The sequence below is a fragment of the Acidovorax sp. GW823-FHT01C06 genome, assembly GCF_058798375.1.
Genome location: NZ_JBXAKN010000004.1, coordinates 276,901 through 303,219, shown reverse-complemented (window position 1 = coordinate 303,219; position 26,319 = coordinate 276,901). Strand labels below are relative to the sequence as shown.

At 66.3% G+C, this 26,319-nt stretch carries 21 protein-coding genes and 1 tRNA gene; 16 read left to right on the top strand and 6 right to left on the bottom strand.

What is annotated here, in order from left to right; genetic code table 11:
• The first annotated feature begins 22 nt into the window (after positions 1-22).
• The 8 genes from AC1RCS_RS11845 to mdoH all read left to right on the top strand — a co-directional run bounded on the left by AC1RCS_RS11845 (position 23) and on the right by mdoH (position 9,521).
• Positions 23-99 (top strand) — tRNA-Met (locus tag AC1RCS_RS11845).
• A gap of 199 nt (positions 100-298) precedes the next feature.
• Positions 299-736, top strand: coding sequence for a hypothetical protein (locus tag AC1RCS_RS11840; protein ID WP_218296044.1), 438 nt, complete (start codon positions 299-301; stop codon positions 734-736).
• A gap of 95 nt (positions 737-831) precedes the next feature.
• Positions 832-2,175 (top strand): tRNA (N6-isopentenyl adenosine(37)-C2)-methylthiotransferase MiaB, encoded by a 1,344-nt coding sequence (miaB, locus tag AC1RCS_RS11835; RefSeq protein ID WP_218296045.1) that lies wholly within the window; start codon positions 832-834, stop codon positions 2,173-2,175.
• A gap of 22 nt (positions 2,176-2,197) precedes the next feature.
• Positions 2,198-3,658: a sensor histidine kinase gene (locus AC1RCS_RS11830; RefSeq protein ID WP_492244692.1), complete on the top strand. Its 1,461-nt coding sequence runs from the start codon at positions 2,198-2,200 to the stop codon at positions 3,656-3,658.
• A 55-nt stretch (positions 3,659-3,713) separates the two neighbouring features.
• The gene (locus tag AC1RCS_RS11825) at positions 3,714-4,346 is read left to right on the top strand and encodes a hypothetical protein (RefSeq protein WP_492244553.1); all 633 of its coding nucleotides are present in this window, start codon (positions 3,714-3,716) and stop codon (positions 4,344-4,346) included.
• A gap of 18 nt (positions 4,347-4,364) precedes the next feature.
• Positions 4,365-5,780 (top strand): sigma 54-interacting transcriptional regulator, encoded by a 1,416-nt coding sequence (locus AC1RCS_RS11820; RefSeq protein ID WP_492244554.1) that lies wholly within the window; start codon positions 4,365-4,367, stop codon positions 5,778-5,780.
• Positions 5,781-6,018: 238 nt separating this feature from the next.
• Positions 6,019-7,530: a glucan biosynthesis protein G gene (locus tag AC1RCS_RS11815; RefSeq protein ID WP_492244693.1), complete on the top strand. Its 1,512-nt coding sequence runs from the start codon at positions 6,019-6,021 to the stop codon at positions 7,528-7,530.
• A complete protein-coding gene (gene mdoH, locus AC1RCS_RS11810) occupies positions 7,503-9,521 on the top strand; it encodes a glucans biosynthesis glucosyltransferase MdoH (RefSeq protein WP_492244555.1) in 2,019 nt (672 codons plus the stop codon). The genes AC1RCS_RS11815 and mdoH overlap by 28 nt, the downstream gene beginning before the upstream one ends.
• Positions 9,522-9,650: 129 nt before the next feature.
• Here mdoH and ffh read toward each other — a convergent pair whose 3' ends face one another.
• On the bottom strand, positions 9,651-11,030 hold the full coding sequence (ffh, locus tag AC1RCS_RS11805) for a signal recognition particle protein (protein ID WP_492244556.1): 1,380 nt from the start codon (positions 11,028-11,030) through the stop codon (positions 9,651-9,653).
• Positions 11,031-11,129: 99 nt separating this feature from the next.
• Between ffh and AC1RCS_RS11800 the strand changes: the two genes are divergently transcribed.
• Genes AC1RCS_RS11800 through ampD form a run of 5 tightly spaced genes read left to right on the top strand, consistent with a single transcriptional unit; the run spans position 11,130 to position 16,002 of the window.
• A complete protein-coding gene (locus AC1RCS_RS11800; protein WP_492244557.1) occupies positions 11,130-11,927 on the top strand; it encodes a cytochrome C assembly family protein in 798 nt (265 codons plus the stop codon).
• Positions 11,924-12,145 (top strand): PP0621 family protein, encoded by a 222-nt coding sequence (locus tag AC1RCS_RS11795; RefSeq protein ID WP_492244558.1) that lies wholly within the window; start codon positions 11,924-11,926, stop codon positions 12,143-12,145. The genes AC1RCS_RS11800 and AC1RCS_RS11795 overlap by 4 nt, the downstream gene beginning before the upstream one ends.
• Before the next feature lie 8 nt (positions 12,146-12,153).
• The gene (locus AC1RCS_RS11790; RefSeq protein ID WP_492244559.1) at positions 12,154-13,857 is read left to right on the top strand and encodes a two-component system sensor histidine kinase NtrB; all 1,704 of its coding nucleotides are present in this window, start codon (positions 12,154-12,156) and stop codon (positions 13,855-13,857) included.
• Positions 13,858-13,868: 11 nt separating this feature from the next.
• Positions 13,869-15,386 (top strand): sigma-54-dependent transcriptional regulator, encoded by a 1,518-nt coding sequence (locus AC1RCS_RS11785; RefSeq protein ID WP_492244560.1) that lies wholly within the window; start codon positions 13,869-13,871, stop codon positions 15,384-15,386.
• A complete protein-coding gene (ampD, locus tag AC1RCS_RS11780; protein ID WP_492244561.1) occupies positions 15,370-16,002 on the top strand; it encodes a 1,6-anhydro-N-acetylmuramyl-L-alanine amidase AmpD in 633 nt (210 codons plus the stop codon). Before AC1RCS_RS11785 ends, ampD begins: the two co-directional genes overlap by 17 nt.
• 21 nt (positions 16,003-16,023) lie before the next feature.
• Here the strand turns inward: ampD and AC1RCS_RS11775 are convergent, their stop codons facing one another.
• Positions 16,024-16,197 carry a hypothetical protein gene (locus AC1RCS_RS11775; protein ID WP_492244562.1) on the bottom strand — a complete coding sequence of 58 codons (174 nt, stop codon included), beginning with the start codon at positions 16,195-16,197 and terminating at the stop codon, positions 16,024-16,026.
• A 174-nt stretch (positions 16,198-16,371) separates the two neighbouring features.
• Here AC1RCS_RS11775 and AC1RCS_RS11770 point away from each other — a divergent pair, with 174 nt between their 5' ends.
• From AC1RCS_RS11770 to AC1RCS_RS11760, 3 genes are all read left to right on the top strand, one after another.
• Entirely contained in the window at positions 16,372-19,314 is a 2,943-nt protein-coding gene (locus AC1RCS_RS11770) for a ribonucleoside-diphosphate reductase subunit alpha (protein ID WP_369643327.1), read from the top strand.
• A gap of 134 nt (positions 19,315-19,448) precedes the next feature.
• Complete coding sequence (locus AC1RCS_RS11765; protein ID WP_492244563.1) at positions 19,449-20,645, top strand: ribonucleotide-diphosphate reductase subunit beta; 1,197 nt, start codon at positions 19,449-19,451, stop codon at positions 20,643-20,645.
• Between the two features lie 183 nt (positions 20,646-20,828).
• Positions 20,829-21,413 carry a histone gene (locus tag AC1RCS_RS11760; RefSeq protein WP_218296057.1) on the top strand — a complete coding sequence of 195 codons (585 nt, stop codon included), beginning with the start codon at positions 20,829-20,831 and terminating at the stop codon, positions 21,411-21,413.
• Positions 21,414-21,547: 134 nt separating this feature from the next.
• Here AC1RCS_RS11760 and AC1RCS_RS11755 read toward each other — a convergent pair whose 3' ends face one another.
• The 4 genes from AC1RCS_RS11755 to accC all read right to left on the bottom strand — a co-directional run bounded on the left by AC1RCS_RS11755 (position 21,548) and on the right by accC (position 26,319).
• Entirely contained in the window at positions 21,548-22,444 is an 897-nt protein-coding gene (locus AC1RCS_RS11755; RefSeq protein WP_218296058.1) for a carbohydrate kinase family protein, read from the bottom strand.
• Positions 22,445-22,474: 30 nt separating this feature from the next.
• On the bottom strand, positions 22,475-23,920 hold the full coding sequence (locus AC1RCS_RS11750) for a zinc-ribbon and DUF3426 domain-containing protein (protein WP_492244564.1): 1,446 nt from the start codon (positions 23,918-23,920) through the stop codon (positions 22,475-22,477).
• Positions 23,921-23,975: 55 nt separating this feature from the next.
• Complete coding sequence (prmA, locus tag AC1RCS_RS11745) at positions 23,976-24,890, bottom strand: 50S ribosomal protein L11 methyltransferase (protein WP_218296060.1); 915 nt, start codon at positions 24,888-24,890, stop codon at positions 23,976-23,978.
• A gap of 79 nt (positions 24,891-24,969) precedes the next feature.
• Entirely contained in the window at positions 24,970-26,319 is a 1,350-nt protein-coding gene (gene accC, locus AC1RCS_RS11740; protein ID WP_492244565.1) for an acetyl-CoA carboxylase biotin carboxylase subunit, read from the bottom strand.

Genomic DNA, 26,319 nt, shown 5'->3' with positions numbered 1-26,319 from the left:
TTGTTCTATAATCTGGGGCTACGGTCGTATAGCTCAGTTGGTTAGAGCGCAGCATTCATAATGCTGATGTCGGTGGTTCAAGTCCACCTACGACCACCACATCCAACCCACAGTGCGGCAACCCACTGTGGGTTTTTCTTTGGTGCCGGGCTTTCGTGTTGCCTGGGCTGGCCCTGACAATGCGCAGGCCCCTCCACAGCCGATGGGGTCATTTCCCGCCTCGGACGGTTTGCTGGCTCACGCCCCCCCAATGGCAGGTCCGCCCTAGAATTCTCCCTTCAGCCCCTGGATGTAAACCATGAATCGCTGCACTGTTCCCCACCGCGTTCCCGCACGGAACCTACGCCACCACATCGTCGCCGGGCTCGCTTGCGCCCTCGTGTACGCCGCTCTGCCCGCCACCGCCCAGGTACAGCCTGGCCTCGGAGGCATGCGCACGTTCCCTGATGCGGCCCTGCGCGGCACCTTGACCCTCAATACGGTGTCGGAAGCCACGCTCAACGGCCGCACCATCCGCATGGCACCCGGCATGCGCCTGCTGAGCCCGCAGAACACGCTGGTGATGGCGCACACGGTGCTGGGCCAGAGCTACAAGGTGAACTACGTCATCGAAAACAGCACCGGCATGCTGATCACCGCCTGGATCCTGACCCAGGGTGAAGCCGAACAACCCCGCAAGGGCAGTGACACGGTCGAGCGCAACTACCGCGCGGAATCCGACCCCATCAAGAAGTAACACGGCGGCTGCGCCCTGCGCAACGGCGCAGCCGAATGCATGCTTGCGGAGCGCCGGGCGCCCCGCCTTATCCCTTTCCCGATCGCGAGCCCGCCATGGCCAAAAAAGTCTTTATCAAAACCTTCGGCTGCCAGATGAACGAGTACGACTCGGACAAGATGGCCGACGTGCTCAATGCCGCCCAGGGCTACGAGCCCACGCAGAACGTGGACGAAGCCGACCTCATTCTGTTCAACACCTGCTCGGTGCGCGAGAAGGCGCAGGAGAAGGTGTTCAGCGACCTGGGCCGCATCAAGCACCTGAAGGCGCGCGGCGTGAAGATCGGCGTGGGCGGCTGCGTGGCCAGCCAGGAAGGCGCCGAGATCATCAAGCGCGCGCCCTATGTGGACGTGGTGTTCGGCCCGCAGACCCTGCACCGCCTGCCCGAGATGCTGAACCAGCGCGAACGCCTGGACAAGCCCCAGGTGGACATCAGCTTCCCCGAGATCGAGAAGTTCGACCACCTGCCCCCGGCGCGGGTCGAGGGCGCGAGTGCCTTTGTCTCCATCATGGAAGGCTGCAGCAAATACTGCAGCTACTGCGTGGTGCCCTACACGCGCGGCGAAGAGGTCAGCCGCCCGTTCGACGATGTGCTGGTGGAAGTGGCGGGCCTGGCCGACCAGGGCGTGAAGGAAATCACCCTGCTGGGCCAGAACGTGAACGCCTACCTGGGCAAGATGGGGGGCACGGCAGAGATCGCCGACTTCGCGCTGCTGCTCGAATACGTGTCCGACATCCCGGGCATCGAGCGCATCCGCTACACCACGAGCCACCCCAACGAATTCACGCCCCGCCTGATCGAGGCCTACGCCAGGCTGCCCAAGCTGGCCAGCCACCTGCACCTGCCCGTGCAGCATGGCAGCGACCGCATCCTGATGGCCATGAAGCGCGGGTACACCGCCATGGAATACAAGAGCACGGTGCGCAAGCTGCGCGCCATCCGCCCCGACCTGGCCATGAGCAGCGACTTCATCGTGGGCTTTCCCGGCGAGACGGAGGACGATTTCAACAAGATGATGAAGCTCATCGACGACATCCACTTCGACAACAGCTTCAGTTTCATCTTCAGCCCGCGCCCCGGCACGCCCGCCGCCGGCCTGCACGACGACACGCCGCACGACGTGAAACTGCGCCGCCTGCAACACCTGCAAGGCGTCATCAACGCCAACATCAAATCCATCAGCGAAAGCCGCGTGGGCTCGGTGCAGCGCATCTTGGTGGAAGGCGCCTCCAAACGCGACGCCACCGAGCTCATGGGCCGCACCGAATGCAACCGCGTGGTCAACTTTGTGGGCCAGCCCCGCCTGGTGGGGCAGATGGTGGATGTAACGATCACCGAGGCCAAGGCCTATACGCTGCGCGGCGAAGTGCGCACCCACGAGGCGGCATACGCCGCCTGAGACGCAGCAGACACCCGTGGCAATGCCTGAACACCTGCCACACGCGGATTCGCAGAAGGTCGACGGCCCTCTGCATGGCCTCTCGTTTCAGCAACTGCTGCTCCTGGCGTTCCTGCTCATAGCGGGCCTGCTGGGCGTGAGCTCCCTGCGGGCGCTCTATACGCTGGAACAGCTCATGGTGCAAAGCCGCCACGGCGGCGCGGAGGCAACAGCCCTGAGCACGGCCGCCCAGGCGCTGAACCAGCGTGGGCAGGCGCTGGAGCGCGCGGCCCGCCAGTCCCTGGTGCTGCGGGATGCGCCGCTGCGCCGCAGCTTCAACGAGATGTCCGTGGAGGCGCTGGCCGTTCTCGACCAACTGCACAAGGGCGGACTCCCCGAAGAGCAGTCCGCCCAATGGCGCAGGCATCTGGACGCCGTCAAGGATCTGCTCGATGCCCCGCCAGAGCGGGCGCTGGAGAACGAGCGGCTGGTGGCGGAAGAATTCATCACGCTGGAGGCGCTGCACACCACCATTGCGCAATCGGTGCAGGACATCAATGCCCAGCGCAACCGTGAACTGCAGGACCGGGTCGAGGCGAGCCGCCGCAGCGTGACCCACCAGGTGGTGGGGGTGATCGTCCTGGCCCTGGTGCTGGCCCTGGCGCTGGGCATCTGGCTCGCCCGCCCCTTCAAGCGGCTCGAAGGCACGATCCGGCGGCTGGGAGAGAACCAGCTCGAGGCGCCCGTGGTGATCTCGGGCCCCGACGACGTGCGCCGGGTCGGGCAGCAACTGGAATGGCTGCGGCTGCGGCTGCTGGAGCTGGACGCCGACAAGGCCCGCTTTCTTCGCCATGTCTCGCACGAGCTCAAGACCCCCCTGGCCGCGCTGCGGGAAGGCGTGGCGCTGCTGCAGGACGGCGTGACCGGCGAGCTCAACGCCGGCCAGCGCGAAGTGACGCAGATCCTGCACCACAACACGCTGGTGCTGCAGGGGGAGATCGAAGCCTTGCTGCGCTTCAATGCCGCGGCGTTCGAGGCACGCCAGCTGCAGCGGCGCGACACCGATCTGCTTGCGCTGCTGGAGGCCCAGGTGGAGGCCCAGCGCCTGCAATGGCAGGCCCGTGGCCTGCGCGTGCTGGTGGAGGGACCGGCTGTGTCCCTGCAGATCGATGCCGACAAAATCGCCTCGGCCGTCAGCAACCTGCTGTCCAACGCCATCCGTTTCTCCCCCAAGGGCGGAACGGTGCGGCTGTCCCTCTCGCGCCACGCCGACCACGTGCGCGTGGATGTCTCCGACCAGGGGCCCGGGGTGGCCAGCGCCGACCGCGACCGCGTGTTTGAACCCTTTTACCGGGGCATACGCCAGCCCGACGATGCAGTGCGAGGCACCGGCATCGGGCTTTCGATCGTCCACGAGTACGTTGTTGCCCACGGTGGCCGCGTGCGGCTGGTGGAAGACGGCGTCCACTCCTTTTTTCGCATGGAACTACCACATGCCGCCTAGTTGTTTCCCTTGCCGCCCTGCCGGCCAGCAAGCGCTGAATTCCCCTGCATGGATCTTGCCGCTGGCCGCAGCGCTCGTGCTGACGGGCTGCAATGCCACCTCGCCCAAGGCGGCAGCAGCGGCGGCAGGAGCGCCCGCCCCCATCGTGGCGGTTGCCGCCCCGGCCCCGGACGCACCGGAGTCCTTCCCGGCGGGCGAGGCCGCGGCCGCCGGCACAACCCAGGCCGCCGAACCGGTGCTGCAGGTGCTGGCCCAGGCCGACCGGACGCTGCGCATGCCCGCTGCAGAACTGGCCAGGGAAATCGCCCGCCTCGGCGAGGCGGAAGACGCGACGGCGGAAACCCCGCTTCTCCTGGCTGTTGCGCTTGCGCAGACACGCCAGCCCGTCGATACGGCACGTGCCCTCGGGCTGGTGCAGCGCGTGATGGGCAACACCGCTGCCGCGGCGCAGCCCCTGCATCCCCTTGCGCGCCTCATGGAGGCACGGCTGCTGCAGCAACGCCGGCTTGAAGACCAGCTGGAGCGGCAGGCACAACAACTGCGCGATGCACAGCGCCGCAACGACCAGCTCAACGAACGGCTGGAGGCCGTGCGCGCCATCGAACGCAGCCTGACCACGCGCCCCGCCCCGCTTCCTGCCACACCGGCATCAACCCCAGGCAGCAGCCCGCAGCGCCCGGCACCCTGAGCTTGCGAGACAACGACCATGGCAGCCGCTCCCCGCCCCTCCCGCGCAACGCCCGCCGCCCGCATTCTTGTGGTGGACGATGACGCCGACATGCTGCGGCTGTTGTCCCTGCGGCTCCATGCCGCCGGATACGACGTGGTGGCCGTGGGCTCGGCCGAGGCCGCGCTGGCCCAGCTCGACATGGCGCGCCCCCAGCTCGTGCTGAGCGATGTGCGCCTGCCAGGGCGCGACGGACTCGCGCTGTTCGACGAAGTGCGTGCACGCCACCCCTCGCTGCCGGTCATCCTGCTCACCGCCCACGGCACCATTCCCGATGCGGTGGAAGCCACGTCGCGCGGGGTGTTCACCTACCTCACCAAGCCTTACGACGGCAAGGAGCTGCTCGAGAAAATCGCCCAGGCCCTGGCGCTCAGCGCCCCTGCGGTGGCACATGCCCATGCCAACGAGGCATGGCGCGCCGAGATCGTGAGCCGCTCCAATCGCATGACCGACCTGCTGGCCGAAGCCTACATGGTGGCCCAGTCGGATGCGAGCGTGCTGTTGCTGGGCGACAGCGGCTCGGGCAAGGAGCTGCTGGCCCAGGCCATCCACCGCGCCAGCCCCCGTGCGAGCCACCCCTTTGTGGCGGTCAACTGCGGCGCCATCCCCGAGGCCCTGCTGGAGTCCGAACTGTTTGGCCACGTCAAGGGCGCCTTCACCGACGCGGTGACCAACCACAAGGGGCTGTTCCAGGCCGCCGAAGGCGGCACCTTGCTGCTGGACGAGATCGGCGACATGCCCCCCGCACTGCAGGTCAAGCTGCTGCGGGTGCTGCAGGAGCGCGCGGTGCGCCCCGTGGGGGCCAGCCAGGCGATCCCGATCAACGTGCGCATCATCTCGGCCACGCACCGCGACCTGGAGGCGGCGATGGCCACGGCCCAGTTCCGCGAAGACCTGTACTACCGCCTGAACGTGGTCACGCTGATGCTGCCCACCCTCGCAGACCGGCGCGAGGACATCGCGCTGCTGGCCAACCACTTTCTGGACAAGCTGGCGCGCAAGTACGACAAGCGCCTGTCGGGTTTTGCGCCCGAGGCGCTCAAGGCCCTGACCCTGGCCGCCTGGCCCGGCAATGTGCGCCAGCTCTACAACGTTGTCGAGCAGGTGTGCGCGCTGTCCACCACCCCTCTGGTGCCCCTGACGCTGGTGCAGCGCGCACTGCGCACGCCGTCCACCCAGGTGCTGAGCTTTGCCGAAGCCCGGCAACGCTTCGAGCGCGAGTACCTGGTGGGCCTGCTCAAGATGACGGACGGCAACGTGGCCGATGCGGCGCGCCTGGCGCAGCGCAACCGCACGGAGTTCTACCGGCTGCTGCAAAAACACGCGCTGACCCCCGGAAACTTCAAGAATGACGCCCCGGACAACGACGACGTCGCCGATGGGCGACACGACTAAGCATTTGATTTATCTGGGTTTTTTAGCCACGACCCCATTCGCTGTCGCCAGATGGCGACAAAAAACCGGCATTTCGGCTCCCATGGCGGGGTTGCACATCTGCTTACATGCAGTTGATGGCCTAAGCATTTGATTTAGAACAGTTTTTTCAAGCTGGCACAGGGTTTGCCCTAGTTCCGGCATGCAAGCTGTTTTTTCTCTCCGTTCACGCGCCATCGGCCGCCTCCCGCGGGCCGTGATGGCGCTGGCCGCCGTCCTGCTCGCAGGCACTGCGCAGGCGCAAGGCTTCGATTTCGACAGCGTCACCCGCCTCGCCCGGGAGCGGGCACAGAAGCCGTATCGCGCATCCAGCGACAAGCTGCCCGCCGACCTCGCAAAACTCAACTACGACCAGGTGCGCGACATCCGCTGGCGCCCCGACCGCGCCCTGTGGCGCACCGAGAAGCTGCCGTTCGAGGCCATGTTCTTCCACCTGGGCCTGTACCAGAAAGAGCCGGTGCTGATCAACGAAGTCACACCGCAGGGCGCGCGCCACATCGGCTACAGCCGTGCGGACTTCGACTATGGCAAGAACCAGGTGCGGCCTGAGGCCTGGGGAGACCTGGGCTTTGCAGGCTTTCGCCTGCACAACCACCTCAACTCCAGCGCCTACAAGGATGAGCTGGTGGTCTTCCAGGGCGCGAGCTACTTCCGCGCGCTGGGCAAGGGCCAGCAGTACGGCCTGTCGGCCCGGGGGCTGGCCATCGACACCGTGGGCGGCAGTGGCGAGGAGTTCCCGCGCTTCACCGAGTTCTGGCTGGTACGGCCCGACCCCTTGTCCACACAGGTCACGGTGTACGCGCTGCTGGATTCGCCCCGCGCCACCGGCGCCTACCGCTTCGACATCCAGCCCGGCGCGCAGACCACCACCACCGTGCGCAGCCGCATTTTTGTGCGGCCCGGCTCCGGCAAGCCCATCGCCACGCTCGGGGTCGCGCCGCTGACCAGCATGTTCTTCTTTGGCGAGAACCAGCCCCGCAAGGACGACTTCCGGCCCGAAGTGCATGACTCCGACGGCCTGATGATCGCCACGGGCGAGGGCGAATGGCTGTGGCGGCCGCTGCAGAACCCCAGGCAGACACTGGTCACATCGTTTGCCACCCAAAACCCCAAGGGCTTTGGCCTGATGCAGCGCGACCGCCAGTGGTCGAACTATGAGGACGTGGAAGCCCGGTATGAGCGCCGCCCCAGCGCCTGGGTGCGCCCCCTGCACGACTGGGGCGCTGGCCGCGTGGAACTGGTGCAGCTCCACACCCCCGACGAAACGCACGACAACATCGTGGCGTATTGGGTTCCGGCCCAGATGCCGGCCCCCGGCCAGCCCCTGGAATTTGCCTATGAGCTGAGCTGGCAGGGCGACGAGCAGCAGCGCCCCCCCGGGGCCTGGGCCACGCAATCGCGCCGGGGCATGGGCTACACCAAACAAACCGCCGAGGCCCTGCGCCAGCAGGCCCAGTACGTGGTCGATTTCGACGGCCCCGCCCTCAAGGCCCTGCCCGCCGACGCCACCGTGAAGGCCGTGGTGACCAGCGATGCCAACGGCAAGGTGCTTGAAAACATCGTCTACCGCAATCCCGCCACCGAGCAGTGGCGCATGACCGTTCGCGTACAGCGCCAAAAGGCCGATCGCCCGATCGAGCTGCGCGCTTTTCTTCAACACGACAACCACGCTGTGAGTGAAACATGGACGCACATCATTCTTCCCGAGTAAGCCCCCTACAGCAGCACCGGACTGTCGGCATCCCGCGCAGCACGCTGCGCGAGGAACGGCACCCCAATGCCGTGACCGCGCCCCCGGTCAACCGGGGCTCCATGGCACCGCTTCCCTGGCGCGGCTTCTGGAACAGCATGGGCACCGCCCTTTTGCTGCGCCTGACAGGCCGCAGCGCAGCGCCCCACCCGGCCCTGCCCGCGGCCCCCGCCGTGGCCCAGGCCTGGGAGGGCGCCGCGCAGCGCCGCCGCTGGACCTTTGCCGTGCTGACCGCGTTGACCACGGCCCTGGCCAGCTTTCTGTTTGCGGGCGTGCAGCCCGACTATGAAAACGCCTGGCTGGGGTACGGCCAGATCGCGCTGTTTGCGCTGCTCTCCGCCTGGGTGGTCACCGGTTTCCTGACCGGCCTGATGGGTTTCTGGGTGATGCTGCGCGGTGACCGGCACGCGCTGTCCGTGCGCAGCGTGCTGGAGCACGAACTGGCGCCCGACGCGCGCACGGCCATCATCATGCCGATCTGCAACGAAGATGTGGCCACGGTGTTTGCCGGGCTGCGGGCCACGTGCGAGTCGGTCGCATCCACCGGCCACGGTGCCACCTTCGACGTGTTCGTGCTGTCCGACAGCTACGACCCCGCCATCGCCCAGGCCGAGCGTGCCGCATGGGAGGCGCTGCGCGATGCCCTCGCCCAGCACGGCCAGCAGCCGCAAGTGCAGGTGTACTACCGCCTGCGCACCCGCCGCACGCACCGCAAGGCCGGCAATGTGGCCGACTTCTGCCGCCGCTGGGGCAAGGACTACCGCTACATGGTGGTGCTGGACGCCGACAGCGTGATGAGCGGCGACTGCATCGTCTCAATGGCCAAGCTGATGGAAGCCAACCCCAGCGCCGGCATCATCCAGACAGCCACGCAGGCCATCGGCCACGTCACGCTGCACGCCCGCGCGCAGCAGTTCGCCTCGCGCGTCACAGGCCGCCTGTTCACCCTGGGCATGCAGTACTGGCAACTGGGCGAATCCCACTACTGGGGCCACAACGCCATCATCCGCGTAGCTCCTTTCATGGAGCATTGCGCACTCGCGCCCATCAAGGGCAAGGGCGGTCTGGCGGGCGGCATCATGTCGCACGATTTCGTGGAAGCAGCCCTGATGCGCCGCGCGGGCTACCACGTGTGGCTGGTGGCCGACCTGGTCGGCAGCTACGAGCAACAGCCTCCCGACCTGCTGGCCGAACTGCAACGCGACCGCCGCTGGTGCCAGGGCAACCTGCAGAACGCTCGTCTCATGGCCGAGCCCGGCCTCCACGCCGTGCACCGCTCGATGTTCATCACGGGCGCCATGGCCTACCTCTCGGCCCCATTGTGGCTGGCCTTCCTCACCCTGGGCACGGCGCTGTGGCTCTCGGGCGCCAAGCTCGTGGCCGACTGGCACATCCTGCCGGCCGAACTGCTCTCGCTGTGGGCATGGACGCTGTGCATGCTGTTCCTGCCTCGCATCCTGGGCGTGGCCGCGGTGTTCATGCGCCGCGAGCAAAAGGAGTACGGCGGCGCCTTCAGCCTGCTCAAGAGCGCCGCGCTCGAAAGCGTGCTGGCCATCCTGCAGGCCCCCATCCGCATGCTGGCGCATTCGCTGTTCGTACTGATAGCGCTCACGGGCCTGAAGCTGGAATGGAAATCGCCTCCGCGCGAGGCCCACGCCGTGCCCTGGCTCCATGCCGTGCGCCAGCTGGCCCCCATGAGCGTGGTGATCGGCCTGCTGGCGCTGGGTGTTGCGCTGATCGACAGCAGCGCCCTCCTGTGGCTGATGCCCGTGGGCCTGCCGCTGGCGCTGGCGATTCCGCTGGCCGTGCTCACCAGCCAGATCGCGCTGGGCAAGGCGATGCGCGCACAGCGCCTGCTGCTGATTCCCGAGGAGTCCTGGTCGCCCCCCGTGCTGCGCCGCGCATGGCTGCATGCCAGCCGCCTGGCACAGCCGATGCTGAAGGCAGCCTAGTCCGTCGCCTCCTCGCGATCACATCGCCCACAAAAAAAGCCGGCATGCATGCCGGCTTTTTATTTTGCTATATTTTTTATGGCTTTTCGCGCTTTATCCATCAGCGCCAGAGGCCGAAATGTCTCTATCTCAGAAGGGCATCTTGGGCATGCCGCCCCCGCCCAGGCCCTTCATGCCGCCCATCTTCTTCATCATCTTCATCAGGCCGCCGCCCTTCATCTTCTTCATCATGCCCTGCATCTGCTCGAACTCCTTGAGCAGGCGGTTGACTTCCTGCACATGCACGCCCGCGCCGTTGGCGATGCGTTTCTTGCGCGTGGCCTTGATGAGGTCGGGCTTGCGCCGCTCCAGCGGCGTCATGCTCTGGATGATGCCCTCCTTGCGCTTGATGTCCTTCTCGGCCTTGTCCATGTCCATGGCGCCGGCCTTGGCGGTGAGCTGGGACGGGAGCTTGTCCATGAGGCTGGAAAGCCCGCCCATCTGCTTCATCTGCTGGATCTGGGAAAGAAAGTCGTTCAGGTCGAAGCCGTCACCGCTCTTGACCTTGGCCGCCAGCTTTTGCGCCGCCTCCATGTCCACGCCCGCCGTGACCTGCTCCACCAGCGCCACGATGTCGCCCATGCCCAGGATGCGGCCCGCGTGGCGCTCGGCATCGAACACCTCCAGGCCGTCGAGCTTCTCGGACACGCCCGCGAACTTGATCGGCGCGCCCGTGATCTGCCGCACCGACAGCGCCGCACCGCCGCGCGAATCGCCATCGAGCTTGGTGAGCACGATGCCGGTGAGCGGCAGCGCCTCCTTGAAGGCCTTGGCCGTGTTGATCGCATCCTGGCCCTGCATGGCATCGACCACGAACAGGGTCTCGACCGGGTTCAGCGCCGCGTGCAGGTCCTTGATTTCCTTCATCAGGGCTTCATCGATGGCCAGGCGACCAGCGGTATCGACCAGCAGCACATCGAAGTAGTGCTTCTTGGCGTAGTCGAGCGCGGCGTGCGCGATATCGAGCGGCTTCTGGTCCGGCGTGCTCGGGAACCACTCGGCACCGGCCTGCTTCGTCACCGTCTTGAGCTGTTCGATGGCCGCCGGGCGGTACACGTCGCCCGAGACGGTGAGCACCTTCTTCTTGCGTTTTTCGATCAGGTGCTTGGCCAGCTTGGCCGTGGTGGTGGTCTTGCCCGCCCCCTGCAGGCCGGCCATCAGGATCACGGCCGGCGGCTGCGCAGCCAGGTTGATGTCGGCCACGCCTTCGCCCATGGTGGCGGCGAGTTCGCGGTTGACGATGCCCACCAGCGTCTGGCCCGGCTTGAGCGAGCCCAGCACCTCCTGGCCCAGTGCCTTTTCCTTGACGCGCGCGATGAAGTCGCGCACCACGGGCAGGGCCACGTCGGCCTCGAGCAGGGCCATGCGCACCTCGCGCAGCATGTCCGTGACGTTGGACTCGGTGATGCGGGCCTGGCCACGCATCTCCTTGACGAGGCGCGTGAGTTTGTCGGTAAGGGCGGAGGCCATAGGAGAAGTTCCGGTATTGCCTGCGCGCCATCAACGCTGTCGTTGTGCACGCGGGCCCGCCAGGGCGCTGGCGGTGGGGCGAAAGGCTAAACTGTACCCATGATTTTACCCAGTGCTTCCCCCGTCAGCTGGCTGCTGGCCCTGGCCGCGGCCGTGGCATACGCCGTGCCCGCCGCAGCCGCCTCGCGGCTGGGGGCCGCGGCAGCACGCAATGCGCTGCTGGTCGCCTGGATACTGCATGGCGCGGTGCTGGTGTGGGGGCTTTGGGGCGAGGCGCCCCGCTTTGGCTTTGCCCCGGCCCTGTCGATGACAGCCTGGCTCGTGCTCACGGTGTATGCGGTGGAACGGCAGCTGTTTCCGCAGATGCAGGCCCGGTGGATCCTGGCCGCGCTCGGCGCCATCGCCGTGGTGCTGGCCTTGGTTTTCCCGGGCCAGCCCCTGCATGTCGCGGCCTCCGCCTGGCTGCCCCTGCACCTGGCGCTGGGCATCGCCTGCTACGGCCTCTTTGGCGCCGCCGCGGTGCATGCATGGCTCATGACCCGCGCCGAGCGCCATATCCGGCAGGCCGAAGACCCGCACAGCGGCATTCCGTTGCTGACCCTCGAACGCCTGACCTTTCGCTTCGTGACCGCGGGCTTCATCCTGCTGACCGCGACCCTGCTGGCGGGCTGGCTGTTTGGCGACACGCTGTATGGAAGGGCCTGGCGGTGGGACCACAAGGCTGTGTTCTCCCTGCTGTCCTGGCTCACGTTCGCCACCCTTCTGGTGGGGCGTGCGCGCTTCGGGTGGCGGGGCCGCAATGCGGTGCGCGTGCTGTACGCAGGCTCGGCGTTGCTGCTGCTGGCCTACGTGGGATCCCGCTTTGTCATGGAAGTCGTTCTGGGCCGCAACGCATGAAATACCTGGTCTTGCTGGTGGTGCTGGTCATTGCCATCGGTATCTGGCGCGGACGCCGCGCGACCGGCGCGGAGTCTTCCAGACCCCCGCCCCTGGCGCTTCCGCAAGACATGCTTGCCTGTGCCCACTGCGGCGTTCACGTTCCCCAGGCCGAAGCGCTGATGGTCGGCCCCCAGGCCTACTGCTGCGCCGAGCACCGGCGCTTGGGCCCGGCCTGAGACCGGCCATGCCAGCGCTGTCCGCCAGCACCTTCACATCCGTGGTCGAGGCGCCGTTCGTGCGGCTGTGGCGGGGATTCCTGACCGGCCGCGTCATGGTGGCACTGGCTCTCCTCGTGCTGCAAGGTGCGGGTCAGGCCATCAACCAGGCCACGGAGCCGGCCGTGCTGGTGGTGTGTGCGCTGTATCTCGCGGCCACCACCTTGCTGCGCATCCTGGCAAGGCACCGCCCGCCGTCGCCGGGGGCCGGCCCGCAATGGCTGCCCTCCATCGGGGTGGACCTTGCCGCCATCGCCGCGCTGCAATTGCTGCATGCGGGCACCATGAACTACACCCCCCTGTTTGGCCTGCCCATCCTGATGGCGGCCGTGCTGGGGACCCTGACCCTGGCACTGGGCACCACGGCGGGCGTGACGCTGCTGCTGCTGGGCTGGGCCTGGTGGATGGGCTCCGGCACCGCGGGCGACGATGCGCCGCGCTACCTGCAAAGCGCGCTGACTGGCACGGGCTACTTCATCGTGAGCTACCTCGTGCACCAGCTCGCGACCCGCCTGGCCCGCGAGCAGGAAGTGGCGCAGCAAAGCCAGGTCGCCGCCCGGGTGCAGACCCAGGTCAGCGCGCTGGTCATCCAGAACCTCACCGACGGGGTCCTGGTGGTGGACGAAAGCGATGTGGTGCGCATTGCCAATCCCGCCGGGCTCCAGCTTCTCGGCGGCGCGGCCCTGCCCGAACTGCCCTTCATCCTGTCGTCCGAGACGCCCTGGAACCCGCTGGTCACCCTGGCACGGAGGACTTTCCGCCAGGAACACTCCCAGACCGCGGACGTGGACCTGCTCCATCCGGGACAGAGCCCCACCGGACTGCATGTGCGCACCTGGCTGACCTCGACGCGCGAAGCCGCGCGCCAGGCGCAGACCGAGCGCCTGTGCGTGATGTTCCTGCACGATCTGCGGGAGATGGAAGCCCGGCTGCGCACGGAAAAGCTCGCCGCCATGGGCCGCATGTCCGCCGCCGTGGCGCATGAGATCCGCAACCCGCTGGCCGCCATCGTGCAGGCCAACGCCCTGCTCGAGGAAGACCTGCACGACCCCGCCCAGAAACGGCTGGCGCGCATGGTGCAGCAGAATGCGGACCGCCTGGCCCGCATCGCCGAAGAGGTGCTGGACATCGCCCGTGTGCAGCACCAGATCAGCCACGCGCCGGCATCCACCTTGCCGCTGGATGAAACCGTGGCGCTGGTCTGGAATGACTGGCAGGCGCAGGACCCCCTGCAGCGCCGCGCGGTGGTGATGCTCGAAGCGGGCAATACCCAGGTGGAATTCGACACGGAGCATCTGCGCCGCGTGCTCGTGAATCTGCTGGACAATGCGCTGCGCTACATGGGCCAGGAGCCCGATTCGCTCACGGTGACCACCCGGGCCCTGCCGTCGGGACAGATCAGCCTGCAAGTCTGGAGCGACGGCGCCCCCATGGACAAATCGGTGGAGCGCCACCTGTTCGAGCCCTTCTTTTCATCCGAAAGCCGCTCCAGCGGCCTGGGCCTGTATATTTGCCGCGAGCTGTGCCAGCGCCATGGGGCGTCCATCAGCTACCAGCGGCTTACCCGCACCACCCTGCGGGGCGAGGTGGGAGGCAACGCCTTCACCGTGGGCTTTCGCCGCACCACACGCCCCACCGAAGCCGCCACGCTGTTTGACACCATCGTGGTCTGAAACGCATTGCCATGAACGCCCCTGCCGCCTCCATCCTCGTCGTGGACGACGAACCCGACCTGCGCACCTTGTACGAGCTGACGCTGCTGCGCGAAGGCTATCGTGTGGAGACTGCGTCCAGCGTGCAGGAGGCACGCGAGCAGCTCAAGGCCCACCGGTTCGATGCCGTCATCACCGACATGCGCCTGCCCGACGGGTTCGGCATGGAACTGCTGCAGGACCTGCGTGACCAGCAGCGCCGCGAACGCTGCGTGGTCATGACGGCCTACGGGTCGGCCGAGAACGCCGTGGAGGCCCTGCGCTCCGGCGCGTTCGACTACATGACCAAGCCGGTGGACCTCAAGCAGTTCCGGTCGGTTGTCGCCTCCGCGGTGCAGGGCACGGGTGGTGTCCCCGCGCCCCGGGCCGCGCGCAGCGGTGGAGTGCAAGGCCGGCCTGCGCCGGCCGGCGCGGATCCCCTGGCAGCGGGCACCGCCCTGGACCGGCTGGTGGGCACCTCCGAGGCGATCCGCAACGTCAAGCAGCGGGTGGCCAAGGTCGCGCGCGGCATGGCGCCCGTGCTGATTCACGGTGAATCAGGCACGGGCAAGGAACTGGTGGCGCAGGCCCTGCATGCCAGCAGCCAGCGCGCGGATGGCCCGCTGGTGGCCGTGAACTGTGGTGCCATTCCCGAGAACCTGCTCGAGGCGGAGTTCTTCGGCGCCCGCAAGGGCTCCTACACCGGCGCCGCCCAGGATCGCGACGGCTATTTTCAGGCGGCCCGTGGCGGCACGCTGTTTCTCGACGAGATCGGCGACCTGCCCCTGGCCATGCAGTCCAAATTGCTGCGTGCGATACAGGAGCGCAGCGTGCGGCCCCTGGGCTCGACGCAGGAGGAGACGGTGGATGTGCGCATCGTCAGCGCCACGCACCGCGACCTGGCCGCCGATGTGCAATCGGGCCGCTTCCGGCAGGATCTGTACTACCGGCTCAACGTGATCGAGATCCTGATCCCCCCTCTGCGCGAGCGGCGCGAGGACCTGCCGGTGCTGTGCGCCGCGCTGCTCTCGCGCATCGCGCAGGAATCGGGCATGCCGGTCCCCCCGCTGACCGACAGCGCGCTCCACGCCATCGCCGCGCACCCGCTGACCGGCAATGTCCGGGAGCTTGAAAACCTGCTGCACCGGGCCGTGGCGCTCAGCGATGGGGAAGCGCTGCATGTGGACGGGCCCTCGGGGGGGGCCGCCGAGTCCCCGAGGACACGGGCGGCGCCAGCGCCCGCGATGCCGTCCCCCGCCGACCCGCAGAGCGCCTACCCGGCCGCGCCGCCGCCCGGCGCGGGCAGCCTGGTGACGCTGCCCAGCGATCTTCAGGCATGGCTTGACCAGCAGGAGCGCGACATCCTGATCCGCGCCCTGCGCGAGGCGGGCTTCAACCGGACCGCCACCGCCGCCCGGCTGGGCATCAGCCTGCGCCAGATACGCTACAGGATCGCCCGGCTGAACATCGCCGTGCCCAACGACCAGGACCCGCATGACGACGTGGGCTGAGGAGGCAGCGCCGGCGGACCCACCGCCGTGGGACGGCGGCTGGCACCGCGCGGCCACGAGGCTCCCATCCCCCAACCATGGCACGCGCCCGGCAGCGGCCAGGTCCGCCATCGACCTGATCGTGGTGCATTCCATCAGCCTGCCGCCGGGCGAGTACGGAGGGGGCGCAGTGCAACAGCTGTTCACCAACACCCTGGACTGGGATGCCCATCCCTACTACCAGAGTATCCGCGGACTGGCGGTGTCGTCGCATTTCTTCATCGAGCGCACCGGTGCGCTCTGGCAGTTCGTGGATTGCGATCTGCGGGCCTGGCACGCAGGCCAGTCGGCCTACCGCGGGCGCAGCCAATGCAATGACGACTCGATCGGCATCGAGCTGGAGGGCCTGGAGGGCCTGGCGTTCGAACCCGCCCAGTACCGGACGCTGGCCACGCTCTGCCAGGACATCGCGCGGCGCTATCCCATCGCGCACATTGCGGGACATGAGCACATAGCGCCCGGGCGCAAGCAGGATCCCGGCCCCGGCTTCGACTGGGTGAAGGTACAAAAGGCATTGCGCTGGCCGCCGCACCGTTTTCCCGCGGCGACCCGGCCCGCCATCCTGGCCGCCAGCTGAACGCGCTGTCGCAGCGCCGCGTCACAGCAACTTTTTCTTTGTGCAACCGCACAAAGCCGCATCGCCAAGCTCCACGCGGCCTCGCGAAGAAAAACCGCCCGTATCGCCCGCCGCGGCGCGGATTCGCTGCTGCTTTTTCGGTGGGACAAGGGATTCCAGCGGGGTCATCGCAAGAACTCGCAGCATTGAAAACATGCTGTTTCCCTTTTCCCAGGGGTTTGGGGCGGTACACTACCGGTAGTGTCTTGAATGCACCTGACACACCATATATAGTGTGCGGCAGACAGAAGTCCGGCCCATCACTCACACCTTGCGACGGCTTCACGCCCCGCGCCACACATCCCAGACAGCCCACAGAAGAGGACACCCATGCAAGCTGCTTTGACTACGCCTTCCACCACCCACGCCAACCCAGCGCAAGCTCCGGCTTCGCAGCCCGCGCCAACGTCGGCGGCCAACTCGCTGGCGCATTACCAGATCATCCGCCGCAACGGGGCGGTGGTGCCGTTTGAGCCGCAAAAGATCGCGGTGGCGATGATGAAGGCCTTCCTGGCGGTGCATGGCACACAAGGCGCCGCGTCCGCCAGCGTGCGCGAAGTCGTGGACACCCTGACCCAGAATGTCACCCGCGCCCTGGTGCGGTCGCGCCCCGGAGGCGGCACCTTTCATATTGAAGATGTGCAGGACCAGGTGGAACTCGGACTGATGCGTGGCGGCCACCATGAGATTGCCCGCGCCTACGTGCTGTACCGCGAGCGCCGCACCCAGGAGCGTGCACGCCAGGTCGAGCAGCAGGCTCCGTCCGCCCCCGCTCCGCTGCTCCACGTGCTGGACGGCGGAGAACGCGTTGCGCTCGACCTCCACCGGCTGCAGGCATTGATCGAGTCGGCCTGCGTGAATCTTGGCGCGGACGTCAGCGCAGACCCCATCGTTGCCGAAACCATGCGCAACCTTTACGACGGCGTTCCCATGGACGAGGTCTACAAGGCCTCCATCCTGGCGGCACGCACGCTCATCGAAAAAGACCCCGACTACACCTACGCCACCGCCCGCCTGCTGCTGCACACGATCGTGCGCGAAGTCCTGGGCCGCGAGGTGACCCAGAGCGCGATGGGACAAGCCTATATCGACTACTTCCCCGAATTCATCAAGAAGGGCGTGGAAAACGAGCTGCTGGACGAGCGCCTGCTGCAATATGACCTGCAGCGCCTGGGCGCCGCCCTGCAGGCGGACCGCGACCTGAAGTTCGACTACCTCGGACTGCAGACCCTGTACGACCGTTACTTCCTGCACGTCAAAAAGACGCGCATCGAGTTGCCCCAGGCTTTCTTCATGCGCGTGGCCATGGGCCTGGCCCTCAACGAAGTCGACCGCGAAGCCCGCGCCATCGAGTTCTATGAAGTACTCTCGTCGTTCGACTTCATGTCCAGCACGCCCACGCTGTTCAACAGCGGCACGCTGCGCTCGCAGCTGTCTTCGTGCTACCTGACCACGGTGCCCGACGACCTGGACGGCATCTACGAGTCGATCAAGGAAAACGCCCTGCTGTCCAAGTTCGCGGGCGGCCTGGGCAACGACTGGACCCGGGTGCGCGCGCTGGGCAGCCACATCAAGGGCACCAACGGCGAATCGCAGGGCGTGGTGCCTTTCCTCAAGGTCGTCAACGACACGGCCGTGGCCGTGAACCAGGGCGGCAAGCGCAAGGGCGCTGTCTGCACCTACCTGGAATCCTGGCACCTCGACATCGAAGAATTCCTGGAACTGCGCAAGAACACGGGCGACGACCGCCGCCGCACGCACGACATGAACACGGCGAACTGGATTCCCGATCTGTTCATGCGCCGCGTGATGGAAAAGGGCACCTGGACCCTGTTCTCCCCTTCCAACGTGCCCGACCTGCACGACCTCTTCGGCGCCGACTTCGAGAAAGCCTACGTGGCCTACGAGGAAAAGGCCGCGCGCGGCGAGATCAAGCCTTCCAAGACGGTGCAGGCCACCGACATGTGGCGCAAGATGCTGACCATGCTGTTCGAGACCGGCCACCCCTGGATCACGTTCAAGGACGCCTGCAACGTGCGCTCGCCCCAGCAGCACGCCGGCGTGGTGCACTCGTCCAACCTGTGCACCGAGATCACGCTGAACACCAGCGACACCGAGACCGCCGTGTGCAACCTCGGCTCGGTCAACCTGCTGCAGCATCTGAAGGACGGCCAGATCGACCATGACAAGCTCAAGAGGACCATCAAGGTCGCCATGCGCATGCTCGACAACGTGATCGACATCAACTACTACGCCGTCAAGAAGGCGCGCGACTCCAACCTGCGCCATCGCCCGGTGGGCCTGGGGGTGATGGCGTTCCAGGACAGCCTGTATGAGCTGCGCATTCCCTACGCGTCGCAAGAGGCCGTGGAGTTCGCCGACAAGTCGATGGAAGCCATCTGCTACTACGCCTACTGGGCCTCCACCGAACTGGCACGGGAACGCGGCCAGTACTCCAGCTACAAGGGCTCGCTGTGGGACCGCGGCATCCTCCCGTTCGACACGCTGGACATGCTGTCGGATGCCCGGGGCGGGTATGTGGAAGTGGACCGCTCTTCCACCCTGGACTGGGACGCCCTGCGCAAGAAGATCGCACAGGACGGCATGCGCAACTCGAATTGCGTGGCCATCGCGCCCACTGCGACCATCTCCAACATCATCGGCGTGGATGCATCGATCGAGCCCTCGTTCGGCAACCTGTCCGTGAAGTCCAACCTGTCGGGCGAATTCACCGTCATCAACGGCGGGCTGGTGCGCGACCTCAAGCGCCTGGGACTGTGGGATGACGTGATGATCATGGATCTCAAGCATTTCAAGGGCTCCCTGCACCCCATCGATCGCGTGCCGCCAGACATCAAGGCGCTGTATTCGACCGCCTTCGAGGTGGAGCCCCACTGGCTGGTGGAGGCCGCATCGCGCCGCCAGAAATGGATCGACCAGGCGCAGAGCCTGAACATCTACATGGCTGGCGCATCGGGCAAGAAGCTTGACGACACCTACAAGCTGGCCTGGGTGCGCGGTCTGAAGACCACCTACTACCTGCGCACGCAGAGCGCCACGCACGTCGAGATGAGCACCGTGAACACGCGCCAGCTCAACGCGGTTTCGTCCGGCAACGACGGCGGTGCGCCACAGGCCTCCGCGTCCCCGCAGGCCAAGCCCAGCGCGCTGGAAGCCGCCGCGGCAGCGGCCGCCGAGCAGGCCGCCGCGCTGCCCGCCACGGACATCAAGTTCTGCGCAATCGACGATCCAACCTGCGAAGCCTGCCAATAAGGACTTCGCGCGCAACGCCTCGACACATCCGAGGCGTTGCGCATGTGCTGTGAAGCAACAAATCGTTGCCACACAACGCTTCAGTGCTTTTCTTTTCGCAGCACTGCTTTCATAATCCGAACACTGGAAAATCTATGTTGACCTGGGACGAAGAAGTCAAGCCCTCATCGCAAAATCAACTGGACGGCGGTCTGCAAAACAACCGCCCGGCGGGGCAACCGCCTCTGTCTTTTCAGTCCCCCTCGCTGCACCCCGTTGCTGCGACCGCAACGGCCGCGGCCGGCCCGCAAGTGGCGGAGTCCACTGCAGTGCATCGGCGCGTCAATGCCGCCGACAAGCGCATCATCAACGGCCAGACCGACGTCAACCAGCTGGTCCCGTTCAAGTACAAGTGGGCGTGGGAAAAGTACCTCGCCACCTGCGCCAACCACTGGATGCCGCAGGAAGTGAACATGACGCGCGACATCGCGTTGTGGAAGGACCCGAACGGCCTGACCGATGACGAGCGCCGCATCATCAAGCGCAATCTCGGCTTCTTCGTGACCGCCGACTCGCTGGCCGCCAACAACATCGTGCTGGGCACCTACCGCCACATCACGGCGCCCGAGTGCCGCCAGTTCCTGCTGCGCCAGGCCTTTGAAGAAGCCATCCACACGCACGCCTACCAGTACATTGTGGAGTCGCTCGGACTGGACGAGTCCGAGATCTTCAACGCCTACAACGAAGTCCAGTCGATCCGTGACAAGGACCAGTTCCTGATCCCTTTCATCGAAGCGATCATGGACCCCAACTTCCACACCGGCACCGCCGAAAACGACCAGACGCTGCTCAAGTCGCTGATCGTTTTCGCCTGCCTGATGGAAGGCCTGTTCTTCTATGTCGGCTTCACGCAGATCCTGGCGCTGGGCCGGCAAAACAAGATGACCGGTGCTGCCGAGCAATACCAGTACATCCTGCGCGACGAGTCGATGCACTGCAACTTCGGCATCGACCTGATCAACCAGCTCAAGCTCGAGAACCCGCACCTCTGGACCGCCGAATTCAAGGCCGAGATCAAGGCGCTGTTCCTCAAGGCGGTCGAGCTGGAATACCGCTACGCCGAAGACACCATGCCCCGCGGCGTGCTGGGCATGAACGCGTCCATGTTCAAGGGCTACCTGCGCTACATCGCCAATCGCCGTGCCACGCAGATCGGACTGGAAACGCTGTTCCCCAACGAAGAGAACCCGTTCCCGTGGATGAGCGAGATGATTGACCTCAAGAAGGAACGCAACTTCTTCGAGACCCGGGTTATTGAATACCAGTCCGGTGGTGCGCTGTCCTGGGACTAGCGCCTTTCGCATCACACCACCATGGATTTTTACACCACGCCCCACACAGACAGCGCCGCAGAGCGTTGCCGTGCGGGGCGTTCCCGTGTTCATGGCGATGGGGGTTTTCTCCATCGCCATGGATCGCTTCGTGTCCACTGCAGACACGAAGTGCTCTTTGCAAATTGACCCAAGGAGAACATGATGGCAACTGCGAAAAAAACGGCCGCCAAGAAGGCAGCCCCAGCGAAAAAGGCCGCATCGGCAAAGCCCGTAGCGGCAAAGAAGGCTGCACCGGCCAAGAAAGCCGCTCCCGCCAAGAAGGCAGTAGCAGCGAAGAAGGCTGCACCTGCCAAGAAGGCAGCAGCACCAGCCAAGAAGGCCGCTCCCGCCAAGAAGGCAGTAGCAGCGAAGAAGGCTGCGCCTGCCAAGAAGGCAGCAGCACCAGCCAAGAAGGCCGCTCCCGCCAAGAAGGCAGTAGCAGCGAAGAAGGCTGCGCCTGCCAAGAAGGCAGCAGCACCAGCCAAGAAGGCCGCTCCCGCCAAGAAGGCAGTAGCAGCAAAGAAGGCTGCGCCTGCCAAGAAGGCAGCAGCACCAGCCAAGAAGGCCGCTCCCGCCAAGAAGGCAGCAGCAGCAAAGAAGGCTGCACCCGCCAAGGCCGCCCCCGCGAAGAAAGCTGCACCGGCCAAGAAGGCCCCCAAGGCGCCTGCCCCTGCGGCCGCTCCTGCAGCACAGACTACCCTGAACCCTCAGGCAGCCTGGCCCTTCCCTACGGGCAACAAGCCGTAATCAGCACGTATTACGCGCTCAACCCGGTGCCGTTGCACCGGGTTTTTTTATGCCTGCCGAGACACGCGCTTCGGGCAAAGCGGCATCTCGAACCGAAGCCGCCCCCACCCGCCTGCCCCGCAGGCACCGCCCCCTCACGCGGGAGTGAAATCCAGCGTGTAGTTCTGCGGGCCGCGCTGCGCAATCTTGAGGGCCCCGACCCGGTTGCCCAATTCGGCGCAGCGGGCCAACGGCCAGCCCTTTTCCAGGCCGAACAACAGTGCGCCACGCCAGGCATCGCCACAACCCGTGGGCTCGACCACGGCGGCCGGCTTCGCGGCCGGCACATGCTCGCGCTCGCCGTCAATCCAGACTTCGCAGCCTTCCGCAGCCAGGGTCACGACCAGCCCACGCACACGCCGGGAGATGTCGGCCAGGCTCCAACCCGTGCGCTGCGAGAGCATTTTCCCTTCGTAGTCGTTGACCACCACCCAGCTGGCAAGATCCACGAAATGCGCAAGCTCCTTGCCGTCGAACATGGGCAGGCCCTGGCCAGGATCGAACACAAAGGGAATATCCGCCGCCTTGAATTGCTCTGCATGCTGCAGCATCGCCTCGCGCCCGTCGGGTGCGACGATGCCAAGGCGGATGTCTCCGCGCGCGGCAACGCGTGTGATGTGCGCCTGCTGCATCGCCCCGGGATGGAAAGCCGTGATCTGGTTGTTGTCACGGTCGTTCATGATCATGGCCTGGGCCGTGAAGCTGTCATCCACTTGCCGCACAAATTCGGTGCTGATGCCCAGCGTTCGCAGCCGCTGCAGATAGTCCGCGCCGTCGCTTCCCAATGTCGCCATGGGCAATGGTTCGCCGCCCAGCAGCTTGAGGCTGTACGCGATGTTGCCCGCGCACCCCCCGAAATCACGGCGCAACGAAGGCACCAGGAAAGAGACATTCAGGATGTGCAGCTGGTCCGGCAGTATCTGCTCGGCGAAGCGGCCCTCGAAGGTCATGATGGTGTCGAATGCCAGGGAACCGCAAATAAGGGCAGCCATATCAGAAAAGTAGGTTGGTAGAAATCAGTATCAGGGATAGAACGCCAGCAGCCGATAGCCGGCCACACGCGCCCCGCCAGTGGTCACGATCACCGACACCGAGGCGCTCCATTCACCCCGCGCCGGCAACTCCATCGGAGCTCCCAGATCGGCCGGCAGCAGGACACGCCGGAGAACGGGCTGGTCCTGCGCGTCCGTCAGGGTCAGCTCCACGGCGGGCATGGCCAGGGGTATCGAGGCCTTGCTCTTCATGGCCAGGGCCAGCTGATAGCTGTCACCCCGGGCCTTGTTGAAGGAGGAGCTGTCGATGACCACATCCGCAATCTGGCGCTGCGGCGCAATCTGGCATTGCAACGGAACGCACAACGCCATCAACCATGGCCTTGTGCGCGGATCCATCGCCGCCACGCGGTCACGCTCCTGAATGGCGACCTGCAGCGCGAGCGCCGCGACCGACAACAACAGCACGAGGGCAAGCCCCACGCGCACCATCGGCTTGCGCCAGAACGCCTTTCGCCGCGCCGCGACGACAAAGCTGACCTCCTGCCCGGCATCCACTCCCTCGTCTTCGTCGTCATCCAGGTCTGGCGCGTCCCGGGGCGAATTGCGCGAGGGGGCCAGCAAGACGGCTGCGGGAGAACGGTCCTCCACGAGCGCCAAGGCCTCCGGCCCGGGCACCACGGACTCCCGCACAAACTCCACTGGCGGCAGGGGCTCTGCGGTGCCCTCCGACGCGGCGGGTACCACCTCGACGCCACCGTCATCCTCCGGCGCGGAGGCGGCCGCTGGTTTCACAGGCAACTCGAGCGCTGGATAGCCCATGTCGGTCAGGGCCGCTGGCGAAACCGGTTCAGGCTCCTCCTCGGGGTCTCGCAACGCGGCGTACGGCAATTCATACCCGCCCGGCACGGACTCAACGGCCACATCCGGCCGTGCGGCGGGCAAGGGATCCGAGACCACAGCGGCGGGAGGCGGCACCGGAGCCGGAGCCGGAGCCGCGCCATCGGGACTGCCAGGCGACGAAGAATCTTCCGGACGCCACGCAAATCGCGTCAGGCGCGCCATGCGGGCGTCCTCGCCGTCAGCCACGTCCCCGCTTGCCGCGGAAAGAAAGGCAGGCACCGCCGGCTGAGGGACATCCAGGACAGGGGTCGCGGGCAATTGCGGAAGCGCGGCCGGCGCGGGCCCGCTTGCCGGTGACACCGCCGGAGACGGTGAAGCAGGCGGTGGAGAGAAAGGCTCGCCCCATGCGCGCTCAGCATCCGCCCTGCGCGCCATGGGCACCGGCGGCGGACGCACGTCGGTCAGGGACACATCCGGCAAAAGCGCGGGAGGGGCCGCTGGCAGCAGATGCGCCGACGCATCGAAAACCTCTTTGCATTGGCCGCAGCGCACCCATCCTTCGGAGATGCGCAATTGGTCTGCCACCACCTTGAAGGAGGTAAGACAGGACGGGCAGCGAGTGATCTGGCTCATCAGCGATGGATTGTAGATAGCGGCGCACGCAACCCCGCCGGGCGTGTGGCTCTGCCTACGCCGCCTCGTCGCGCCGTGCGGTCATCAGGATCCAGCCGTCCTCCAGGTCGGCCACCTCGAGCCGAATCCAGGGTGCATAGGCTTCTTTCAGCTCATCGGCCTGGCGCTCCAGGATGCCCGCCAGCACCAGGTGCCCGCCCGGCATCACATGCCCGCACAGGAGGGGCGCGAGCACCCGCAAGGGGGTGGCAAGTATGTTCGCCAGCACGGTCTGGTATGCGCCCCGGGCCTTGTCGGGCAGGCCGGCATGCAGCTGCACCTCATTGGCTTGCGCGTTCAGCGCCGTGGATTCCACGGCGGCAGGATCGATATCCACCGCATCAATGTCCGTGGCGCCAAACTTCGCCGCGCCAATCGCCAGGATGCCGGAGCCGCAGCCATAGTCCAGAACCCGGCCCAGCGGATTGCCCATGGACGACTCGGTGGCACCGTTGCGGGCAATCCAGCGCAGGCACATGCGTGTCGTGGGATGGGTGCCGGTGCCGAAGGCCAGGCCCGGGTCCAGCCGGATGCTGCGCTTCGCCTGCGCCGGCAGTTCATGCCAGGTGGGAACGATCCAGAAGTCCGGGGTGATGTCCACGGGTGCGAACTGCGATTGCGTCAGGCGCACCCAGTCCTGGTCGGCCACCTGGGACACACCCAGGACCTGGCAGCCGGCAAAGAAGTCCTGCACGGCCAGCAGCTGCTGCGCATCGCGCGCAGCCCCTTCGGAGGGGAAGAGCGCCGTCACCCGGCTGCGTTGCCAGCCATCCTTGGGCGGCGGCATGCCAGGCTCGCCGAACAGGGCCTGTTCGGCATCGGTCTGCGCATCGGCATCCTCCACCGACACGCTCAGTGCATCCAGTGCATCCAGGGCATCGCTGACCGCTTCGATCCGGTCCTCGGGGCACATCAGGCTCAGCTCAAACATAGGCGCCTCTCAGAAAAAATGAAATGCTGGCACCCGTCGCCAGGAGCCAGCATGCGAATGACCGTGCGCAGCCGCAATCTCAGCGCTTGTGCTGCGACAGCCACTCTTCCAGATAGTGGATGTTGGTGCCGCCAGCCATGAACTTGGCGTCCACCATCAGCTCGCGGTGCAGCGGCACGTTGGTGTTGATGCCTTCGATCACGGTCTCGTTCAGCGCCGTGCGCATGCGGGCCAGGGCCTGCTCGCGCGTGTCGCCGTGCACGATGATCTTGCCGATCATCGAGTCGTAGTTGGGCGGCACGAAGTAGTTGGTGTACGCATGTGAATCCACGCGCACGCCGGGGCCGCCTGGTGGGTGCCAGGTGGTGATGCGCCCGGGCGAGGGGATGAACTTGTAGGGGTCTTCCGCATTGATCCGGCACTCGATGGCATGGCCCCGGATCTCGATCTGGCGCTGGGTGAACGGCAGCTTCTCGCCGGCCGCCACCATGATCTGCGTCTTCACGATGTCCACGCCGGTGATCCACTCGGTCACGGGGTGCTCGACCTGCACGCGCGTGTTCATCTCGATGAAGTAGAACTCGCCGTTCTCGTACAGGAACTCGAACGTGCCCGCGCCGCGGTAGCCGATCTTCTTGCAGGCCGCCACGCAGCGCTCACCGATCTTTTCGATCAGCTTGCGGGGGATGCCGGGTGCCGGCGCCTCTTCGATGACCTTCTGGTGGCGGCGCTGCATGGAGCAATCGCGCTCGCCCAGGTAGACCGCGTTGCGGTGCTTGTCGGCCAGGATCTGGATCTCGATGTGGCGCGGGTTCTGGAGGAACTTCTCCATGTACACCGCAGGATTGCCGAAGGCGGCGCCCGCTTCGGCCTTGGTCATCTGCACGGCATTGACCAGGGCGGCCTCGGTGTGCACCACGCGCATGCCGCGGCCACCACCGCCGCCGGCGGCCTTGATGATCACGGGGTAGCCCACGGCCTTGGCGATGCGGCGGATCTGCACCGGGTCATCGGGCAACTCGCCCTCGGAGCCGGGCACGCAGGGCACGCCCGCGCGGATCATGGCCTGCTTGGCCGAGACCTTGTCGCCCATGATGCGGATGGACTCGGGCGTGGGGCCGATGAACTGGAACCCGCTCTTTTCCACGCGCTCGGCGAAGTCCGCGTTCTCGGACAGGAAGCCGTAGCCGGGGTGGATGGCTTCGGCGTCGGTCACCTCGGCGGCGGAGATGATGGCGGGCATGTTGAGGTAGGACAGCGGGGACGGGGCGGGGCCGATGCACACCGCTTCTTCCGCCAGCTTGACGTACTTGGCGTCGCGGTCGGCCTCGGAGTAGACCATCACCGCCTTCACGCCCAGCTCGTAGCATGCGCGCTGGATGCGCAGCGCGATCTCTCCGCGGTTCGCAACAAGAATTTTCTTGAACAT

Coding starts and splice junctions, on each gene's coding strand:
- prmA (WP_218296060.1), bottom strand. CDS start 24,890: ATGTTTGAGCTGAGCCTGATGTGCCCCGAGGACCGGATCGAAGCGGTC.
- AC1RCS_RS11760 (WP_218296057.1), top strand. CDS start 20,829: ATGGCAACTGCGAAAAAAACGGCCGCCAAGAAGGCAGCCCCAGCGAAA.
- mdoH (WP_492244555.1), top strand. CDS start 7,503: ATGGACGCACATCATTCTTCCCGAGTAAGCCCCCTACAGCAGCACCGG.
- AC1RCS_RS11800 (WP_492244557.1), top strand. CDS start 11,130: ATGATTTTACCCAGTGCTTCCCCCGTCAGCTGGCTGCTGGCCCTGGCC.
- ampD (WP_492244561.1), top strand. CDS start 15,370: ATGACGACGTGGGCTGAGGAGGCAGCGCCGGCGGACCCACCGCCGTGG.
- AC1RCS_RS11815 (WP_492244693.1), top strand. CDS start 6,019: ATGGCGCTGGCCGCCGTCCTGCTCGCAGGCACTGCGCAGGCGCAAGGC.
- accC (WP_492244565.1), bottom strand. CDS start 26,319: ATGTTCAAGAAAATTCTTGTTGCGAACCGCGGAGAGATCGCGCTGCGC.
- AC1RCS_RS11785 (WP_492244560.1), top strand. CDS start 13,869: ATGAACGCCCCTGCCGCCTCCATCCTCGTCGTGGACGACGAACCCGAC.
- AC1RCS_RS11820 (WP_492244554.1), top strand. CDS start 4,365: ATGGCAGCCGCTCCCCGCCCCTCCCGCGCAACGCCCGCCGCCCGCATT.
- AC1RCS_RS11750 (WP_492244564.1), bottom strand. CDS start 23,920: ATGAGCCAGATCACTCGCTGCCCGTCCTGTCTTACCTCCTTCAAGGTG.
- AC1RCS_RS11755 (WP_218296058.1), bottom strand. CDS start 22,444: ATGGCTGCCCTTATTTGCGGTTCCCTGGCATTCGACACCATCATGACC.
- ffh (WP_492244556.1), bottom strand. CDS start 11,030: ATGGCCTCCGCCCTTACCGACAAACTCACGCGCCTCGTCAAGGAGATG.
- AC1RCS_RS11765 (WP_492244563.1), top strand. CDS start 19,449: ATGTTGACCTGGGACGAAGAAGTCAAGCCCTCATCGCAAAATCAACTG.
- miaB (WP_218296045.1), top strand. CDS start 832: ATGGCCAAAAAAGTCTTTATCAAAACCTTCGGCTGCCAGATGAACGAG.
- AC1RCS_RS11795 (WP_492244558.1), top strand. CDS start 11,924: ATGAAATACCTGGTCTTGCTGGTGGTGCTGGTCATTGCCATCGGTATC.
- AC1RCS_RS11775 (WP_492244562.1), bottom strand. CDS start 16,197: ATGTTTTCAATGCTGCGAGTTCTTGCGATGACCCCGCTGGAATCCCTT.
- AC1RCS_RS11840 (WP_218296044.1), top strand. CDS start 299: ATGAATCGCTGCACTGTTCCCCACCGCGTTCCCGCACGGAACCTACGC.
- AC1RCS_RS11830 (WP_492244692.1), top strand. CDS start 2,198: ATGCCTGAACACCTGCCACACGCGGATTCGCAGAAGGTCGACGGCCCT.
- AC1RCS_RS11770 (WP_369643327.1), top strand. CDS start 16,372: ATGCAAGCTGCTTTGACTACGCCTTCCACCACCCACGCCAACCCAGCG.
- AC1RCS_RS11790 (WP_492244559.1), top strand. CDS start 12,154: ATGCCAGCGCTGTCCGCCAGCACCTTCACATCCGTGGTCGAGGCGCCG.